This window comes from Caballeronia sp. HLA56, assembly GCF_054655155.1.
The window spans coordinates 2,062,676-2,080,598 of sequence record NZ_BAAHOB010000005.1; the positions used below are offsets into that span (position 1 = coordinate 2,062,676).

Consider the following 17,923-nt stretch of genomic DNA (forward strand, 5'->3'; position numbering starts at 1 on the left):
ATGCTCATGATGCTTCGCCGCCCTGCTTCGGTTGACTCGCACCAGGCGTGGCGTTCGCGCGTCCGATACGCACCGCCGCTCCATCGATGATCGAATCCGGGGGATTCACGATCACACGCTCATCGCCCGACAATCCGGCTGCGATCGAAACGCGCGTGCCGTAATCGGTTCCAAGCGTGATCGGCAGCAGCTTCACGCGATTGTTCGCATCGACGCTCGCCGCATGCACGCCATCCGGACGAAACAGCAGCGCATTGCCGGGTAGCGTGTACGACGCGCTAGCGTTGGTGAGGCGAAAGCGCACTTGCGCGTAGGCGCCTGCCAGCAATTCCCCGCTCGGATTCTTCACGCCGACTTCGACACGCATGGTGCGTGCAACCGGATCGACCGCTCCCGCCGTTCGCACCGTGACGCCCTCGAACTTGCGATTGCGCTCTTCGTTGAGGATCAGTTCCGCCGGCAAGCCGGGGGTCACGAGCCGCGCATAGGCTTGCGGCACATCGACGAACACGCGCAGCGTAGTGGCATCTTGTATATGGAAGAGCTCGCGGCCGATCCCCGCGCTGCCCGCATCGATCAACTGGCCGACATCGGTGTTGCGGGCCGTCACGACGCCATCGAACGGCGCGTAGATCTTCTGGAACGAAACCATCTGCTCCAGTCGCGACACGTTCGCCTGCGAGGCGTTGAACGCAGCTTCCTTGGCGAGCATGTCGCCGGTCTTTTCATCTGTCTCCTGCCGCGAGACCGAGTTGTTCTTCGCCATCTGCACCCAACGATCGGCGGTGGTCTTCGCCAACAAATAATTGGCGCGCGCCGTCTGCGCATCGGCGCGAGCCTGGCGCAGCTGATCATTGATCTCGGGTGCATCGATCTCCGCAAGCAGCTGTCCTTTGCGCACCTTGGTGCCGATATCCGCGGTCCAGCGTTTCAGATAGCCATTGGTGCGCGCAAAAATCGGGGCATCGGAGAAGGCACGGATATCGCCTGCGAGCACGAGGTCCTGTGTCGGCTTCATGCGCGTCGGCTTGATGATTTCGACGGTCTGGACGCTGTGCTCGCCGGCATCGCGTTCCAGTTCCGCGTGCGCGGAATGGCGTGACCAGATACCCTGCGCCACCAGCAACACGACGACCACGAGCGCGATCACGAGCCACATGCGCCCGCGCTTGCGTGTCGATCGTTCGTTTGACTGCTCGTTCATTCGAACTCCGTATATATCGGCATCACGACTGGCCTTGCGGCTTGCCATCCAGGTGCTTTGCGCCGCCGCGCTTCGCTTCGATACGCTTATAGATCATCGAGAACACCACGGGCACAAAGAAGAGCGTGGCGATGGTGCCGACCATCAGGCCGCCGATCACCGCGCGGCCGAGCGGCGCATTCTGTTCGCCGCCCTCGCCGAGACCGATGGCCATGGGCACCATGCCGATCATCATCGCGAGTGCGGTCATCAGCACGGGCCTGAAACGCGAGTAGCCGGCTTCGAGCGCCGAGCGCATGGCATCGCGGTGTTCCTGCAATGCAGAACGCGCAAAGCTCACGACGAGAATGCTGTTGGCCGTCGCGATACCGATACACATGATCGCGCCGGTCAATGCGGGAATGGACAGCGTCGTATGCGTGAGGAAGAGCATCCAGACAATGCCCGCTAACGCACCCGGCAGCGCGGTGATGATGATGAACGGATCGAGCCACGACTGAAAATTGACCACGATAAGCAGATACACCAGCACGACGGCGAGAATCAATCCAAACGCCAGGCCCGAGAAAGACCCGTTCATCGTTTCGACTTGTCCACGCATGTCGATTGACGAGCCTTTGGGCAATTGGCCGCGCGCTTCGTCGATGATGCGTTGAACGTCATCCGATACCGCGCCCAGATCGCGCCGCTCGGTGCTTGCATAAAGATTGATGGTGGTCTGCGCGTTGTAGTGATACACGACGGCATCGCGCGACCCGCGAGACAATGAAGCAAGCGCGCCGAGAATATTCGTCTTGCCGCTAGCCGATGTCACTGGAATATTCGCGACTGATTGCAACGAGTTCATATCGTATTGCGGCGCGGACGTAATGACGTTGTAGCTCACGCCATTCGCGGGATTGAGCCAGAACGTAGGCGTCGTCTGCTGACTTCCCGACAGCGTGATGAGCAGATTGCTTGCGACATCGCGTTGCGTAAAGCCTGCCTGAAGCGCCTTCGTACGATCTACTTCAACGTTGACGAATGGAAGATCGGAAGGCTGCTGAATGCGTGCATCGACGAGGCCCGGCACGCGACGAATCTTCTCGAGCAAGTGATTGGCGAAGGCGCGATTGCCACGCACATCGCGGCCCGTGATGGCAATATCGAGCGGCGCCGGCACACCGAAGTTGAGAATCTGACTCACGATATCCGCGGGCAGGAAGGAGAACGCCACGCCGGGGAATTCCTGCGGCAGGCGCTTGCGGAGTTGGCGGATATAGTCGTCGGTGGGCGCGTGATCTTCGTTGAGCGTGATGAGCACGTCGGCATCGGCGGAACTGATGGTGCCGGTGTTGCTATACGAAAGATTGATGCCCGATACCGGCAAGCCCATGTTGTCGATGATCGAATGCACCTCGCGCGACGGAATGAGTTGGCGAATGCGCTTGTCGACACGATCGGTCAATGCCGCTGTTTCCTCAATACGTGTGCCGGTTTTCGTGCGCAAGTGCAGTGCGATCACGCCCGAATCGACGGAAGGAAAGAAGTCACGGCCAAGAAACGGTGCGAGGGCGAGCGAGAGCAGACAGCAGATGAGGAACAACGACGCGAAGCGCGCGGGATGCGCGAGCCGAGCTTCGAGAAAGGCGCGGTAGCGTCCGCGCACCGCTTCGAAGCGTCTCTCGAAACCGAGATGAATACGCACGAAGGGATTGCGCGAACCCTTCATCGATTCGACATCGCCACCCATGTGTTCGTGGTTGCGCAACAGATACTTCGCAAGCGTCGGAACGAGCGTGCGCGAGAAGAAGTACGACGCAATCATGGCGAAGACGACTGCTTCGGCCAGCGGCACGAAGAGGTAGTGCGCAACGCCGGTAAGCAGGAACATCGGAATGAAAACGATGCAGATGGAAAGCGTGGAAACGAGCGTTGGCACGGCGATCTGTTGCGCGCCATCGAGAATCGCTTGCTCCAGTTCCTTGCCCTCTTCGAGATTCTGGCTGATGTTTTCGATAGCGACGGTAGCATCGTCCACGAGAATACCGACCGCGAGCGCCAGTCCGCCGAGCGTCATGATGTTGATGGTCTGCCCGATCGCCGAGAGTGCGACGATCGACGTGAGCATCGACAAGGGAATGGAGATGGCGATGATAAGCGTCGCGCGCCAGCTACCTAAAAACAGCAGCACCATGAGCGCGGTCAGACCCGCCGCGATCACGGCCTCGCGCAACACACCCTCTACCGATGCCCGCACGAACAGCGATTGGTCGGCGACCGGCTCTATCTTCAAAGATTCGGGCACCATGCCACGCAGCGTCGGCAACAGGTGCTTCACGCGCGACACGATATCGAGCGTCGATGCATTGCCGCTCTTGTTGATCGTCAGAAGCGCCGCACGCGTGCCATCAAGTCGCACGATATTCGTTTGCGGCTGAAAGCCATCGCGCACGTGCGCCACGTCGCGAATATAGATGGTGCCGCCAGGCCCTGTTCGGATCGGAATGTCGTTGAGACCTTCGATCGTATCCGGGCTCGCATTGAGTCCCACTTGATATTCGGTCGGTCCGATCTTGGTCGTGCCCGTCGGCAAGATCAGGTTTTGCGCGCTGATGGCATTCACGACATCGGTGGGGGCAAGATTCTTTGCCTGCAGCCGGCGCGAGTCGATATCGACCATGATCTGCCGCTGCTTGCCGCCATAAGGCAACGGCACGGATGCACCCTGCACTGTCGCAAGCTGCGTCTTGAGAAAGCTATTACCGAAGTCGTAGAGCTGCTGCTCGGTGAGTTCCGACGACGACAACGCAAGCCGCAAGATCGGCACGGTCGACGCATTGAAGCGCAAGATGTTCGGCGGCGTGATGCCCTGTGGCAACTGACGAAGCTGCGTCTGCGAAAGCGCGGTAATTTCCGCGATCGCTTCATCCACGTTTGCGTTCGGCTGAAAAAATATGCGGATAACCGCAATGCCTGGGAGCGATTCCGATTCGATATGTTCGATATCGTTGACCGCCACCGAAAGCCCACGCTCGTAATTGAGCGTGATGCGGCGCTCCATTTGATCGGGAGGCAAGCCCGTGTACGACCAGATTACGCTAACGACCGGAATGTCGATGTTCGGAAAGATATCGGTCGGCGTGCGCATGATCGCGAGCGGGCCGATGATAAGCAGCAGCAGCGACAGGACAATGAACGTGTACGGGCGCTTAAGCGCGAGTCTGACAATCCACATCGAAGTTTCGCTTGCCCCGTTTGATGTTCGCTATTTCGAATACTTTTCGCTAAGCGCCAACTAAAGCGCTGAAAGCATCCGTACGATGACACAAACAAAGCTTACAAAACAATTTGTGCAAACGCTTGCGAGGGTTTATGCGTAAAGAATTCTTCCGATATTTCCTGAATTGTTTTTCTTAAGCCACGCTAAGCCGTGTCTAGCGTTCGTCGAAGCTCACGACTACGCGGTCGCTAACCGGATGACACTGGCACGTCAGCACGAAACCGTCATCGATCTCGTGTTGTTCGAGCGTGAAATTCCGGTCCATCTTTACCTCTCCCTCAAGCACTTTTGCGCGGCACGTGCAGCACACGCCACCTTTGCACGCATAAGGCAGTGCCAAACCCGCTTTGAGTCCGACGTCGAGCACACTCACGCCTTCATAGGGCAAACGCAATTTGCGCCTTTTTCCGTCGATGACGAGTTCAAGGTCGGCCGCAGGCGTGTTCTCGGTAATTTCGACGGCCGGAACGCCCGCTTGCGGCAAGGGTGTACCGAAACGCTCCACATGGATCTGTTTCTGTGCGACGCCCGAACTCTTGAGCGCGGCTTCAGCCGCATCCATCATCGGCCCAGGACCGCAAATGAAGGCTTCATCGATTTCTTGTGGAGGCAGCAGCGTTTGCAGGAACGCACGGCACTTTGCTTCGTCCAGCACGCCGTTGAAGAGTTCGACGTCCTGCAAGTCGTCCGAGAGCACGTGATAGAGCGAAAAGCGGCTCATATAACGGTTCTTGAGATCTTCGAGCTCTTCGGCAAACATGATCGCATCCACGCTGCGATTGCCGTACACAAGCGTGAAGCGGCTCGTGGGTTCCATATCGAGCGTGGTCTTGACGATGGCGAGCACTGGCGTGATGCCCGAGCCACCTGAAAACGCCACGTAATGCTTGGCGTGGTCCGCGTTCAAATGCGTAAAGAAACGGCCATCGGGCGTCATGACTTCGATCTCGTGGCCGGGCTTCAGCGTGTCGAATGCGAAGTTCGAAAAACGCCCGCCGCGCACGCGCTTGATGCCGATACGCAATTCTCCATCGCGATCGTAGTCCGTGACACCCACGCAGATGGAATAGGAGCGGCGCGTCTCTTCGCCGTCGATATGCGTCTTCAAGGTCACGAACTGCCCTTGCGTGAAGCGGAACGCGTCGCGCAGCAGTGGCGGTACATCGAACGAGACGGTGACCGCGTCGGCCGTTTCAGGACGAACCTCGCGAATGCGCAGCGGATGGAATTGCGGAGTGGCCATGAGCGTCGAATCGATGAAAAAGAAACGGATCAGTACGGTTTGAAGTAATCGAACGGCTCGCGGCAATCGACGCATCGGTACAGCGCCTTGCACGCCGTCGAGCCGAATTGCGCGAGCCTTTCCGTATGCGTCGAACCGCAACGAGGACACGCGACCGGCTCCTGCTTCATCGGCTTATATGGCACGAAACGCAGCGGTTGCTCCTGATTCGGTGCAGCAGTTCCACATTGCCCCGTCGGCGGCGCGATGCCATAACGTCGTAGCTTGTCGCGCGCTTCATCGGTGATCCAGTCGGTGGTCCATGCCGGTGCGAGCACCGTCTCAATGCGATGCGCCCCGAGCTTCGCGTTATGGATTGCATACGCGATGTCCTCGGCGATCTGCGACATGGCGGGACATCCCGAGTAAGTCGGCGTAATCACGACCTCGAGCACGCCGTCCGCGCCATGACGCACGTCGCGCAAGATGCCCAGTTCGCGTATGGATACGACGGGGATCTCCGGGTCCGGCACGGCTTCGAGCACGGACCATACGTGTTGCAAGACAGTATCGGCGTGCATGGTGTTCACCAGCTTGCGCCCGGGTGCTGACGTGCGAGGCTTTGCATCTCCGCGAGCAGATAACCCATATGCTCGGAGTGTTCGCCGAGTTTGCCTGTGCTGACATGCTTTACATCGGCGGGCGCGGTGAGTGTAGCTTCGTCTAAAGCGTCGCCGAGTTGTGCGCGCCATGCCGCTTCGAAATCGCTTGCAAGCGGCGCGATGCCTGCTTGTGCAACGACACGCTCGATTGCATCGATCGCAAAAAACTCGCGTGTGTAAGGCATCAAATAGTCGAGTGCAGCCTGTGCGCGTCGATGCGATTCCTCCGTGCCATCGCCGAAGCGCACGAGCCAGTCGCGTGCATGATGCAAGTGATAACGCACTTCCTTGATCGACTTTGCGGCAATGGCGGCAAGCTGCGCATCAGCCGATGCCTGCAAGACTGTCCATAGTTCAGCCATCAACGCCGAATAGAGGAAGTTGCGCACGATGGTCACTGCATAATCGCGCTCGGTTCGCACCGTGCCCGCGAACGGTCCATAGTGCGGCAGCTCGGCAATCGTATAGTTGGCGAACTCACGCTCGCCACGAAAGTACGCGTAGTCGTCTTCGGTTTTCTGCGTGCCGGTCATCTCGGCTTCGAGCGTTGCCGCATGCGAATAAAGCAAGCGCGCCTGTCCGATGAGATCGAGACTCATGTTAGCGAGCGCGATGTCTTCTTCGAGCGCGGGACCGTGGCTGCACCATTCGGCGTTTCGCTGACCGAGGATCAACGCGTTGTCGGCGAGGCGCAGGACGTAAGCGAGATGTTCGCGCGTCGGAATGAGCGTCGTCATGTCCCGCCTTTACATGTGATTGATTTCGTCGGGCAGCACGAAGAACGTAGGATGCCGATATATCTTGTCGATCGCGGGTTCGAATAATTCGCCCTTGTCCGCCGGGTCCGATGCCGTGATAGCCGATGATGGCACCACCCAGATGCTCACGCCTTCCTGACGCCGCGTATAGACATCGCGCGCCATTCTCAACGCAGCGCCCGCGTCGGGCGCATGCAGGCTGCCGCAATGCTTGTGATCTAGACCCTGCTTGCTACGCACGAACACTTCCCAGATCGGCCATTCCTTGCTCATCGTCGTCTCCTTCATGCGGCCTGTTTCTGCTGATCCTGCGCTTTGCGCGCTTGTTTGTCGGCATAAGCGAGCGCCGCTTCGCGCACCCACGCGCCATCGTCATTCGCCTTTACGCGAGTCGCAAGCCGTTCCTTGTTGCACGGACCGTCACCATTGACCACTCGCCAGAATTCGTCCCAGTCGATCTCGCCGTAGTCATGCGCACCGCGCGCTTCGTTCCATTTGAGATCGGGATCGGGCAACGTTACGCCGAGAATCTTCGCTTGCTCGACGGTGGCATCGACGAACTTTTGCCGCAGGTCGTCGTTCGAAATTCGCTTGATGCCCCACGCGAACGACTGGCCGCTATGAATGGAATCCTTGTCGCTCGGTCCAAACATCATCAGCACGGGCCACCACCAGCGATTCACGGCTTGCTGCACGAGGTCTTTCTGCGCTTGCGTGCCTTTCATCATCGCGAGCAGGGCATCGAAGCCCTGCCGTTGGTGGAACGACTCTTCCTTGCAAATGCGAATCATCGCGCGCGCGTAAGGGCCGTAAGTACAGCGGCACAGCGGTATCTGATTCATGATCGCGGCGCCATCCACGAGCCAGCCGATCACGCCCACGTCGGCCCATGTAGGCGTCGGATAGTTGAAGATGCTCGAATATTTGGCCTTGCCCGCATGCAGCGCGTCGGTCAGTTGGTCGCGCGAGACGCCGAGCGTTTCAGCCGCGCTGTAGAGATACAAGCCGTGGCCGCCCTCGTCCTGCACCTTGGCGAGCAGGATCGCCTTGCGCTTCAGGCTAGGCGCACGACTGATCCAGTTGCCCTCGGGCTGCATGCCGATGATCTCCGAGTGCGCGTGCTGAGAAATCTGCCGCACCAACGTCTTGCGATACGCCTCGGGCATCCAGTCTTGCGGTTCGATCTTGCCATCCGCCTGCATCACCGCATCGAAATGTTGCTGTTGCGACGAAGCCTCGGCTGTCGCGTCCGAAACCGCGGGCTGACCCGGAAGATCGAGGGATTGCGTGTACATGCGAGACTCCGCTCTATTTTGAGAAGCGATGCAGCGAGTATATCGATTAACCGACCGTCCGGTTGATTAATTTTAAGATGAACGTCTTGAACGCCGATAGGCTAGGTGAAACCCTAATTTTGTATGCCAGTGAGTGGTATTTTTACTTCAAGCGCATCCATGGATTGTTGCCATCGCTAGAAAGATCCTTCAACGGATCGATAGATGATCCGCGACTCAGCCCTCTCTACACTCCGTGCAAACGCTGTTCCGAAAGCTATTCGAAGAGCACGACCTATCCACCACTGAGCCGACATCCATGAAACCGTTCTTTTCTGCGATTGCCATCGCCGCTGCTTTTGCCGTCCCCGTCCTTGCTTACGCGCAAACGGATACGCCGCTTACTCGCGCGCAGGTTCGCGCCGAACTCGCGCAACTGAAGAACGCCGGCTACAACCCGGTCGCAGCCGATCCTACCTATCCGTCCAATATTCAGGCAGCCGAAGCGCGTGTGAGCACGCGATCCGTTGCGCAAGCGTCAGCGCAGTCGAATGACTATGGTTCGGTCACGGCTGGGTCGTCGCAAGCTGGTCGCACGACGAGCACTCAACCTCGCGCGTTCGGCACGTTTTTCGGGCAGTAAGCGCTGGGGTTGTCTGCGCTTGGCGTGTGCTTGTGTTGCTTGTGTTGCTTGGCGCGTCATTGGATGCAGAATGCAAAGCCAAGGCAAATGCACGCGGCCTATCCGTGCTGGCAATCTCATTTCGCGCTTCGCGACATTGCGACACGAGGACATTCATAGCGGCGGCGCCACTCGACCTGCCTTTTAGAAGAGCAATAACGAGCAGACGCCGAGCGCGCGCACAAACTCAGTTGGCCGGGATCGTCACGACCGGCGCTTTCGATGTGTCCGTCACTTCGGCTAGCGCCATCAGGTTCTGCACGACGGTAAATGCGTACTTCGAATCGAAATCCCTTCTGTCGATCCAATAGTTCGTTTTATCATAGGGCACGCTGACATACGCATCCTGCGGCGGCTTCTCGCCCACTTGCACGATGATGGTCGGACGCGTCTCGCCGCCGATCAACCCGATGGTCGGCTTGGTTGCTCCCGTTCCCACCTGCTCGTCCGGCACGGTGATCTGCGCGCCGATATCGGTCAGGATCCCAAGCACGGAACGCGTGACCATCGGAATGCGATCATGATCCGCCGCCTGGCCGTAGACGAGTTCATACGTCTTCATCTTCGGGGACAACTTGAGCAGCTTGCGCACGAGCGTGAGATCGCCGACGGTCTGCTTGTTAGTGCCGCTGCGCGTTGCGCCGAGCGTGATGAACACGCCGCCATCCTTTCCATTACGTGATTCAATATTCAATTCGCCGGCCAGTTGCAGACGGCGCAGCGCTTGAATCAGCATGAAAAATTCAGGCGCGCCTGATCCATTCGGGCCGCCGAGCGCCGTGCCGTTCTGTAACCCGCCGATGGATTGCGCCGTGATGCGCAAGAGCAGATCGACCGGAATGCCGCTTTCGGCAAGCGGCATCACGAGCGCGGGTGCGAGCGGGCGGATGTATGCGCTCGCGTAGGCGTCGCCCGTGGTAGGGGTGAAGGTGAAAGTCGGATGGTTCGAATACGACACGCTTCCGGTGGCTGCCGCGTAGTTCGGCACGCTGCCAGAACCCGCATTGAGCGTGGCGCCAGCGGTGGTATCGAACGTGTAGGCGGCAATGATGCTGCTCACCGTGAGGAATGAAGGCGAATCTGCGAAGCGCAAACCGACGATTGCGGCAAGAATTTCGCGCTTCTTGGCATCGCCGAGTGCGCGTGAATAGTCGACCTGATCGGCTTTTAGACGGCTCGGGCCGATGCCCGCGCAGCCTGCCGCCAGAAAAGATGCAGAGAGTACAGCTATCGATAGGGCTTTCCGTGTCATGGCTCTCGGGGAAATTAACGGGGAGGATCGTCGGCATGTCGCCGCGGAACATTCGGGCGGTCATCGCAAATTTCATACCTTTGCCAGCCGATTGCATGTTGAATGCGGTGGACCGGATGCCTGGAACCTGCGCCATCTTCGCGTCGCACGAACGTGGCTTTCCTTCGGAGCGTCGCATGTTACTGTTAGACACGCCCTAACGATTTGCATTTTGCATGCGGTCGACCCAATGCATAATGCCTCTCCGCTCTCGCCTTGCACGAAAGCGTCTCTCTTCCGGCGCCGTACACGTTGGTGCCTAATGCACCCGGCCGGCACACAAGCCGTCGCGAAAGCCGCGAGCGATCACTTGGAAGCGTCGTTGCCAAAACTTTGCGATGACACCGTCCCCGATGCCGCCGCGCCATGCGTCCCACCGCGGATATGCCGATTCGCGTCCGCATGCTGCGCGACCAACCGATCGAGATGGTCCTGCGCGAAGCGCGGACCATCGTCGCGTGCGAATGCCGGTGCACCGAGTGTTGCAGCGCATGCAAAAACGATCACGGCAAGAAACGTTTTTTTCATGATTCACCCCCGCAATAGTCGACGGCCCGATCACGCCCTATCGCATCGGCCGTGGATCAAGGATGGCACATTCATGTCGATCCGTCCGTGCGCAAGATGCATGGGTCCCCCTCGTATCCGCCAAAATACAGCCGCTCCATGCCCGCGCGCCGTTTTCGCGTATCCGATGCTTGCAGCTTGCCCCGCGATTTCCTATCCCTTACTCAAGGCGCTTTTGTCAGACCGCTGACAACGTATGAGAGCGTATCGAGACTTGGTAAGGAGACCCTTCATCATGAATCTCGCCATCTTTTTCGACGGCACCTGGAACGAACCCAACGATCGCACCAACGCATATCTGCTCTACAAGCTCGCACCCGAGACGGACGAGCAGGAAACGCTCTACGTTCAAGGCGTCGGGACACAAGGTAACGGGTTGTTCGCGCTGGCCAGCAAGTTCCTCGGCGGCGCGTTCGGCGACGGGTTATCGGAAAACATCAAGGCCGGTTATGCGTGGCTTTGCGAACGCTACAAACCGGGCGCATCGATCTTCATTCTCGGCTTCAGTCGCGGCGCCTATTCGGCGCGCAGTCTTGCCGGGCTGATCCGCAAATGCGGGCTCGCCACCGACACGGGACAAGATTCGATCGATCAGGCATACGGCATCTATCGTGATCAGAATGCGAGCGCCACGGATGACGCAGTCGTCGCGTATCGCAAGCAGTTCTCGCGCGATGTGGATATCGCATTCGTTGGCGTCTGGGATACGGTCGGCGAGCTGGGCATTCCAGTCGGCACATTGCCGGTGCCGGGATTTTCGAGCTACTACAAGTTCCACGATACGACGCTGTCCAACACGACGAAGGCCGCGTATCACGCGATCGCGGCCAACGAATATCGCTCGCTCTATGCGCCGACGTTGTGGACGCAAGGTTCCGAGGATCGTGGCAACTTGCCGCTCGAGCAGCGCTGGTTCATGGGCGCGCATGCCAATGTCGGCGGCGGCTACCTGAGTCCACCACGCACGCCCGAAGATCTGCTACCGCTGATTCCCGCCGAATGGCTGCGTGAGAAGGCGGCATCGCATGGCCTCGTGTTCGACAAGCCAATCGATATTCCGTTAGCCGCTTACGCGTGCGAACCAATCGATTCATACGCCGAGTTCATTAGCAAAAGCGCCGTGCTAAGGGATGTTTGCGCAAAGGCACCACGTGTTGCAGGTACGGCGCTCAACGAGACGATCGATCCAAGCCTTTCCAAGCGGCTCGATACGCCCGGTTTTCTGGACATCTATCCGCAACTCTGCGCACAGCTTCGCAGGCTGCCAGTTGGTCAATGAGCAAGCAGTCGATCGATCAGTAATCCGATCAATTGGCGATCCCAGCGTCAGGGCTGTCGCCTATTCGGTTTGATCGACGGGAGACCGTAATGAGCGTACCGTCCACACCGCAACTCCGCGCAGGCGAGCGCGAAGATATCGAGCCGAGCGATACGGAAGCCGGGCACGGCGATCCCGGGCCGCGCGCGGCCGAGGATCTTGCCAAATGCGAAACACTCATCTCGCGCGCTGCCGCAACCGGTACGATCCTCGACAACGCCGACGTCGACGCCGTGCGTAACGCGCGCTGCGCCTTCGGTCGCGGCGTGTGGAACCGCGCTACCGCCAGTGCGTTTTATGGTGCGATGAGCCGTATCGCGGCAGCGTCGCATTATCCGGGCAGCAGCATCGTCGCCGATCTCGATCACTGCCGCGACATGGTCTCGTATGGCGCACAAAACGGCAAACCGCTCGATGAACACGATGTCGAAGCCATGTCGAGGGCACGCGCCGCCCAGCAAAACCGCACGTGGAACGCGGAAACGGAGAGCGCCTTCTATGCCGCGATGAGCCGTATCGCGCATGCGGTGACGCCTGTCGTCGCCGCGACTGCCGGCAACGAAGCACGCGAAGGCGCGCGTCGTGCAATCCGCATCTATACGCGCTCGGCGATTGCGCTCACCGTGCTGGTGGTGTCGTTGTCGTGCCTGCTCTTCGTGGGCAATCAGATTTCGAGCGATATCGCCAACGTCGTGAAGAGCAACGACGCGGCCGCGCTCACACTGCACAACCAGTTGCAGGCGCATGCGGTGGCTATCGAAGAGGCTGTCAAAAAGAAGGACGATGCCGCTCTCATCGCGCTGCAGAACTCGCAGCCCGCTCTGCAGATCAAGGAGGAACTGCAGAACTTCGCGACCAATAACCGGCAGCTTTTCGCGGACGTGTCCCGCATTAGTGCGTTGACCACCGGCCTTGGACTCGGCGTCATCCGCAGCCCTTATAAGCGGCCTTGCGACGATCAAGAGAGCGTGCTTAATTTTCAGAGCGCGTACCGCACTTCGCATTCGCGTCGATACACCGGCGGCAATGTAGACAGCGACTGGCAATGCAATCCGGACGTCGCCCGGAAGGTGCTCGAAATCACACTGCCGCTACTGGCCAAACCGCGCGCGCAGACCGGGGACGAGCATCCGCCGACCGATCTCGACGCTGTCGAGCAAGGGTTTCAGAAGATCGCCGTCTATCAGGACATCCGCGCGATGGCGCTGTATGCAAACGACATCATTCTTTCCATTGTCGGCGCTGTGACCGGCTTCTTGTTGCCCGTGCTGTATGCATGGCTCGGTGCGTGCGCCGCGATTTTGCGGCAGTTGAGCGCGGAGTCGTCTGCCAGCACGTTTCATCCCGAGCATTCGAAAGTGGCGAATCGCGCACATGTGACGAGCGCGATCATCGTCGGCATTTCCATTGGACTCTTCAGCAAGCTATTGGAGGGCGGCAAGGACGTATCGCCGCTTGCGTTGGCGTTCATTGCAGGGTACGCGTCGGACAAGTTCTTCTATTTCGTCGATCGCCTCGTCGGCGCGATGTTTCCCCCGCGCGACGCACTGCCGGCCCGGGGGCATGCTTCTGGAACGCTGTCTGGCGGTAAGACCAGAATTTCGGCTGGCAGCGCCGCGGCCCGGTCTGTCGAAGGTGGTGAATCGCCGCGAGGGCACGCGTGATTTTGCATGCTGCATGCCGCATTAAGAATGCAGCATGCAAACGCTCATCAGAACACCTGCGGTAGCGTTCCATCGGTCAAACCGCGCGGCAGCGGTTCATCGAGCGCAAATTCCACGCTCGGATAATCCTGCAACCGCCCGCTCACTTCCGTCTCGCCTTCGCTCGTGAACAGTCCATCGAGATAATCGAACGACAGCTCTTCCACCAAAGCCTTGAGCGCCAGTTCCGGGCTGCGCTTGGGCTCCACTGAAATCTCGCCTACATCGAGACTCGCCCAATACTCTCCGTCTTTGGATTCGATCGCACCGATGTCGATAACCTTGCCGTCGACATTCTGTGCCAGCACGCGCTGTTCGACGGCGAAGAGGCGAAACAACTGTTCATCGAGTGATTCGTCTTTGGTGGTCATGTCCGTATCTCCGTTACAGGCCCTTGAGCGAGACTCAATGCCGACGTTTGCATGCGAAATACCATTAGCAGCAAAGGCTGCGCCAGCAGGCCCGCAACCTGGCAACCCGACATGAACCCGACATCGACCACGTAAACGAAAAAACCGGACGCCGAAGCGCCCGGTTTTTTGCATGCAGCTTTGTACAACCCGCTCGGCAGCCCGAAGGCTTAGAAGCGGTGAATGATACCCACGCCTGCCGCGAACTGGCTGCGCGAGGTCGACGGAGCGCTCTGGAAGCCGTCGCCGATCGAAGCCGTGGCGTTGATCTGGCGATTCGTCGCGCCCGCAGCGGTGAACGTCGGCGTGCCGAGCGTGCGGCCGTTGGCGCGCTGGAATGCTTCCAGTGCATACAGACCCGTGCGCTTGGACAGCGAGTAGTACTGGCTCAGGTTGAACTGATGGTAGGACGCTGCATCGTCGATACCGTTCGCCTTGCTTGCCCACGTGTAGCTGTAGCCAGCGGCAAAGTCCCATGCCGCCGTTGCCTTCCAGTGCAGCACGGTGCCAGCCGTATTGAAGATCGCCGTGTCGGTGAACTTCGAGTTGATACCCGGGATGTACTGAACGTTCGTGTACGTCGCCGAAATATCCCACTGGCTGTTGAACGTGTAGCCGCCGCCAACCGCGAAGCGGTTCTGAGCTTGCGCGCCCTGATAACCGTTCGTGACTGCCGAGATGCCCGACTGGCCGCCCGTGTTGGTCGTCGAATCCGCGCCGTACACGCCGCCGCCGATCGTCGAGTTGTTGATACGCGTGAACGCGACCGTCGCGCCGATCGGGCCTTGCGCGTACTGCAAGGCGCCCGACCACGTCGATCCGCGATAGGCGCTATCCGGCGTGCCAGCCAGAGAGTAAGAGCCGCTTGCCGTGAAGCCGAAGAGTTTCGGCGACGTGTAGACGATCGAGTTGTTCGCGCGGTAGATCGTATCCAGTTCGTCCAGATCGCCCGGGTGCGCGCCGAAGTATCCGGTCAGCCAGTTCGTCGGGCTATACGGCGCCATCAGCGTGTAATACGACGTGTATTGGCGACCAAGAGTCAACGTACCGTAGGTGGGGTTCGTGAGACCGACCCAAGCCTGGCGACCGAACATCGCGTTGGCGTATTGCTGTCCGCCATTGTTGATGTTGAAGCCCGATTCCAACTGGAAGATTGCCTTATTGCCGCCGCCGAGATCTTCGGCGCCCTTCAGGCCGAAGCGGCTACCCGCCCAGATGCCCGATGCCAGCTTGACGTTCGAACGTCCGCCGCTGTTGGAGCCAAGTGCGCCCTGGCTGCTCTGGTAGACGATCGAGTCATCGACGATACCGTAAAGCGTCACGCTGCTTTGAGCGAACGCCGGGACTGCTGCGGCAAAGGCGGTGGCGGCGACGATGGCAGCCTTGGTCAAGCGGAAACCCTTCATTTCTTCTCCTGTGTGCGAATGGCAAATCTTCTGATCTTTAGTGAGCCGGTAACGGATGCCGCTTAACGCTGAACCGCCTTATAAATTCGTAACATTTCATCGCTGGCAAGTGTATGGCTTACGGATGCAATGCGAAAGAATCAGGCAGATTCGTGTCTTTTTTTTGCACTGTGTGGTTAACCAGTATTTTCTGGCGCGCAAATATTGGGCATCCGGTCATGAAACTGACCGGTAGCTGACAACTGCGAGACGAAAATCGAGATGTGACGAGAGCGGGCAAAGCTGTGACGAAGCCGGCGCGATCGCCTGAAAGCCTTACTGGATAGGACTCGATGTGAAAATTTGATACGCGGAGAAGGGAAGCGTGCCCGAGGATTCGGCCTGGGCCGAAGACACGACTGAAAGGATTTGCACAGGGCCAGTCACGCGGCGCGACTGAGTTTGACCACGGCTTACGGCCCGACGAAAGCCGTTACGGTGCCGAAGGAAATATGTAAATCACTAATCGATTGTTGGGAAAGCCGCATGGATGGTCACCATGCGGTTCATGAGACTGCGCGCGGATGGCTCAGTCGTCGATCTTCGAGCGCAGTTCGCGCGCTGTTTCCAGCAAACCTTCATAGCCCGAACGCGCATGCGCAGGCAAATCCGGGTCGCCGACGAGCGTGCCGAGCGTCTCGATGATGCTGTAAAGAATGCCCTTTGCCGCGCCGGCCGCCATCCTGCCTGCCGCGACGGATTCATCGACGTGTGAAAGCGCGGCATCGAAATGCTCGACGCCAGGATGCGCTTCGCCAACGGCCGGGTCGGTTGCGCGAGGATCGTTCAGATTGCGCGGATCAGTCGGGTCGCCGTTCATGTGATGGTCCTCCAGACGAATGACCTTCTTCTTGTATAGCGCCGTGGCGATGCCGCCGCAATCGGTGGCATCACGACGTCGGCAAGTCCATCACCGGTTGCATGAAATGGATGCGCTTGGCATCGCCATAACCGGCGCGGTGCGCCACGCCATGCTCGGTCAGCAAAGCGCGCAATTCGAGAATGACCGGAAACACTTCGTGGTTGTGATCCGCGCCCTGCCTGTCATGTGCTTCCTGCTCGCGCTCGACGATCCACCGGTCTTCCTTGAAGATGCGCTCGGTGAACCACACGAGCAACGGCCACGCGGCATCGAGCACGCCGGGAAGTTTCGGGCGGCGGATCGACAGCAAGCCGAAGGTGCGGTTGGTGCGCTGTTCGGCATCGAGCGGGACATAGGCGATCCACAGGTCCATTACCATCGTCTCGTCCTTCGTGTGGATCTTGAGCGTCTGGTACGGATACTCGGTGCGAATCGTCATCACGTCCTTGTGCGAATCGTCGGCCTTGGTGCCGCGTTTCTGGCCGAACACGAGCGCCTCCCCGATAGGCTGCTTGCCCGCCTCGCGCGCGAAGGTGTAATCGACTTCAATCCAGTCGTCGCCGCGACGTCGTCCGACCGAGCGCGCGCGCATGCTGCCCATTTGCCGCCGATGCAGAAACTGATGGTTCATATCCATCAGGTTTTCATGCATGAAGCTGTAATGGCACTTCACGGGCTTGCCGAAACGGCGTGTCTTGTAGGCTTTGTCGCTCGCCGAGACGAGGTTGGGAAACTTGGCTTCGTCGGCCTTGGCCGGGTCGCCGGTGAAGACGAAGATGAGCCCCGCTTCCTCGCGGCACGGATAGGAACGCACGCCGTTGGGCAAGCGTTCGCGGCCGAGATACGGAATGTCGGTGCAACGGCCGGTGCAGTCGTAAGTCCAGCCGTGATAGCAACAGCGGATGGATTCGCCATCCACGACACCCGCCGACAACGGCACTTGCCGATGCGCGCAGCGGTCCTCCAGCGCGAACACTTTGTCCGACTCACTGCGCACGAGCACGATGGGATCGCCCGCGAACTTCACGGCGTGCGTCTTGCCGCGTTTGACCTCGCGCGACCATGCAAGCGGATACCAGTGATCCGGATGAATATCGACGCGGCGCAGATCGCGCGGCGCTCTTGTTGTTGTATCGACCGAACCGGCTTCCTGTTCGCCCTGCGGCAACGCTGCGTGCATGTACGACGCCTCCGGAAAAGGAGATCGGATTGAGCGCCACGCATGATGCGCGGCGCGATGAACGACCTTTGGCAGTCTACACG

At 59.3% G+C, this 17,923-nt stretch carries 16 protein-coding genes; 3 read left to right on the forward strand and 13 right to left on the reverse strand.

What is annotated here, in order from left to right; translation table 11 throughout:
- Positions 1 to 4 precede the first annotated feature (4 nt).
- From ACYQ47_RS29240 to paaA, 7 genes are all read right to left on the reverse strand, one after another.
- The gene (locus tag ACYQ47_RS29240) at positions 5 to 1,204 is read right to left on the reverse strand and encodes an efflux RND transporter periplasmic adaptor subunit (RefSeq protein WP_459908178.1); all 1,200 of its coding nucleotides are present in this window, start codon (positions 1,202 to 1,204) and stop codon (positions 5 to 7) included.
- Positions 1,205 to 1,226: 22 nt separating this feature from the next.
- A complete protein-coding gene (locus ACYQ47_RS29245; protein WP_459908180.1) occupies positions 1,227 to 4,421 on the reverse strand; it encodes an efflux RND transporter permease subunit in 3,195 nt (1,064 codons plus the stop codon).
- A 199-nt stretch (positions 4,422 to 4,620) separates the two neighbouring features.
- Complete coding sequence (gene paaE / locus ACYQ47_RS29250; RefSeq protein WP_459908182.1) at positions 4,621 to 5,709, reverse strand: 1,2-phenylacetyl-CoA epoxidase subunit PaaE; 1,089 nt, start codon at positions 5,707 to 5,709, stop codon at positions 4,621 to 4,623.
- A 29-nt stretch (positions 5,710 to 5,738) separates the two neighbouring features.
- Positions 5,739 to 6,269, reverse strand: a complete 531-nt coding sequence (paaD, locus tag ACYQ47_RS29255) for a 1,2-phenylacetyl-CoA epoxidase subunit PaaD (RefSeq protein ID WP_459908184.1) — start codon at positions 6,267 to 6,269, stop codon at positions 5,739 to 5,741.
- A 5-nt stretch (positions 6,270 to 6,274) separates the two neighbouring features.
- Positions 6,275 to 7,087, reverse strand: coding sequence for a 1,2-phenylacetyl-CoA epoxidase subunit PaaC (gene paaC / locus ACYQ47_RS29260; RefSeq protein WP_459908186.1), 813 nt, complete (start codon positions 7,085 to 7,087; stop codon positions 6,275 to 6,277).
- A gap of 9 nt (positions 7,088 to 7,096) precedes the next feature.
- Positions 7,097 to 7,381, reverse strand: coding sequence for a 1,2-phenylacetyl-CoA epoxidase subunit PaaB (gene paaB, locus ACYQ47_RS29265; protein ID WP_250464602.1), 285 nt, complete (start codon positions 7,379 to 7,381; stop codon positions 7,097 to 7,099).
- Positions 7,382 to 7,392: 11 nt separating this feature from the next.
- Positions 7,393 to 8,403: a 1,2-phenylacetyl-CoA epoxidase subunit PaaA gene (gene paaA, locus ACYQ47_RS29270; protein ID WP_250508967.1), complete on the reverse strand. Its 1,011-nt coding sequence runs from the start codon at positions 8,401 to 8,403 to the stop codon at positions 7,393 to 7,395.
- Positions 8,404 to 8,701: 298 nt separating this feature from the next.
- Here paaA and ACYQ47_RS29275 point away from each other — a divergent pair, with 298 nt between their 5' ends.
- The gene (locus ACYQ47_RS29275) at positions 8,702 to 9,025 is read left to right on the forward strand and encodes a DUF4148 domain-containing protein (RefSeq protein WP_250525781.1); all 324 of its coding nucleotides are present in this window, start codon (positions 8,702 to 8,704) and stop codon (positions 9,023 to 9,025) included.
- Between the two features lie 226 nt (positions 9,026 to 9,251).
- Here ACYQ47_RS29275 and ACYQ47_RS29280 read toward each other — a convergent pair whose 3' ends face one another.
- Together ACYQ47_RS29280 and ACYQ47_RS29285 are read right to left on the reverse strand one after the other, a co-directional pair.
- Positions 9,252 to 10,316: a hypothetical protein gene (locus ACYQ47_RS29280; protein ID WP_250464599.1), complete on the reverse strand. Its 1,065-nt coding sequence runs from the start codon at positions 10,314 to 10,316 to the stop codon at positions 9,252 to 9,254.
- 345 nt (positions 10,317 to 10,661) lie between these two features.
- Positions 10,662 to 10,883: a hypothetical protein gene (locus ACYQ47_RS29285; protein ID WP_250525780.1), complete on the reverse strand. Its 222-nt coding sequence runs from the start codon at positions 10,881 to 10,883 to the stop codon at positions 10,662 to 10,664.
- Positions 10,884 to 11,157: 274 nt separating this feature from the next.
- On the opposite strand from ACYQ47_RS29285, the gene ACYQ47_RS29290 reads away from it, so the two are divergent.
- Together ACYQ47_RS29290 and ACYQ47_RS29295 are read left to right on the forward strand one after the other, a co-directional pair.
- Entirely contained in the window at positions 11,158 to 12,201 is a 1,044-nt protein-coding gene (locus tag ACYQ47_RS29290) for a DUF2235 domain-containing protein (RefSeq protein ID WP_250508965.1), read from the forward strand.
- 89 nt (positions 12,202 to 12,290) lie between these two features.
- Complete coding sequence (locus tag ACYQ47_RS29295) at positions 12,291 to 13,904, forward strand: hypothetical protein (RefSeq protein ID WP_459908191.1); 1,614 nt, start codon at positions 12,291 to 12,293, stop codon at positions 13,902 to 13,904.
- A 47-nt stretch (positions 13,905 to 13,951) separates the two neighbouring features.
- Here the strand turns inward: ACYQ47_RS29295 and ACYQ47_RS29300 are convergent, their stop codons facing one another.
- The 4 genes from ACYQ47_RS29300 to ACYQ47_RS29315 form a co-directional block, all read right to left on the reverse strand.
- On the reverse strand, positions 13,952 to 14,314 hold the full coding sequence (locus ACYQ47_RS29300; protein WP_459908193.1) for a hypothetical protein: 363 nt from the start codon (positions 14,312 to 14,314) through the stop codon (positions 13,952 to 13,954).
- Between the two features lie 209 nt (positions 14,315 to 14,523).
- Positions 14,524 to 15,759: a porin gene (locus tag ACYQ47_RS29305; protein ID WP_244827828.1), complete on the reverse strand. Its 1,236-nt coding sequence runs from the start codon at positions 15,757 to 15,759 to the stop codon at positions 14,524 to 14,526.
- Positions 15,760 to 16,327: 568 nt separating this feature from the next.
- A complete protein-coding gene (locus tag ACYQ47_RS29310) occupies positions 16,328 to 16,618 on the reverse strand; it encodes a hypothetical protein (RefSeq protein WP_244827827.1) in 291 nt (96 codons plus the stop codon).
- 70 nt (positions 16,619 to 16,688) lie between these two features.
- Positions 16,689 to 17,840 carry an aromatic ring-hydroxylating oxygenase subunit alpha gene (locus tag ACYQ47_RS29315; RefSeq protein ID WP_250492436.1) on the reverse strand — a complete coding sequence of 384 codons (1,152 nt, stop codon included), beginning with the start codon at positions 17,838 to 17,840 and terminating at the stop codon, positions 16,689 to 16,691.
- Positions 17,841 to 17,923 lie beyond the last annotated feature (83 nt).